The organism is Elioraea sp. (assembly GCF_051860475.1).
GTDB lineage: Bacteria > Pseudomonadota > Alphaproteobacteria > Acetobacterales > Acetobacteraceae > Elioraea.
Genome location: NZ_JBHYDW010000324.1, coordinates 1 through 507, shown reverse-complemented (window position 1 = coordinate 507; position 507 = coordinate 1). Strand labels below are relative to the sequence as shown.

1 protein-coding gene and 1 pseudogene are annotated in these 507 nt (G+C 70.2%); both read right to left on the bottom strand.

Going from position 1 to position 507, the window contains the following annotated elements; all coding sequences use genetic code 11:
* Positions 1-260 (bottom strand): annotated as a pseudogene (locus ACTIFU_RS24025) (hypothetical protein); the annotation flags it as partial.
* A 31-nt stretch (positions 261-291) separates the two neighbouring features.
* Positions 292-507, bottom strand: a 216-nt coding sequence (locus ACTIFU_RS24020) for a hypothetical protein (protein WP_439580832.1), incomplete at its 5' end; no start/stop codon positions are given.

Here is a 507-nt window from a genome sequence, read left to right as displayed (position 1 = left end):
GGATCGCCACCACCGCGTGGCAGGCGCAGCAGCTGTGTGGTGCGCATCGCATCGAGCGCTGCCGTGCGGAAGTGCGTGCGAAAGATGCACCCCGCCTCGTGCATCTCCGCTGTGATCGTGCCGTGGTTGAGCATCTGGCCGAGCGTGTCGACGACGCGGCGATGCTGCACCGGCGTGCCGGTTTCGGGGTCAGCATCGCGGATTGGGTCGGAGAGGCTGCCGTGCTGCAGCCGCCACTTCGTCGGCGTCGCCAGATCCACGCGTGGCGTCGTGGTGCGCTTGGTCTTCCGCTTACCGGCCATGGTGTCCTCCGTTGCGCGGCCCCCAGCGCCGCGTCGCTTCGTTGATGACGGCCTGGCGCAGCCAGGGATCGGTGATGTCCTGGATGGCGAGCGAGGCGACGCCGTGCTCATGCCAGGCGCGGCGGCGCAGCGCGTCCAACTCGCGGCTGGTGGTTGGGCTGCACGTGCTGCGGTCGAGGCAGGAGCGCGGCTGGCGTGGTGAGCC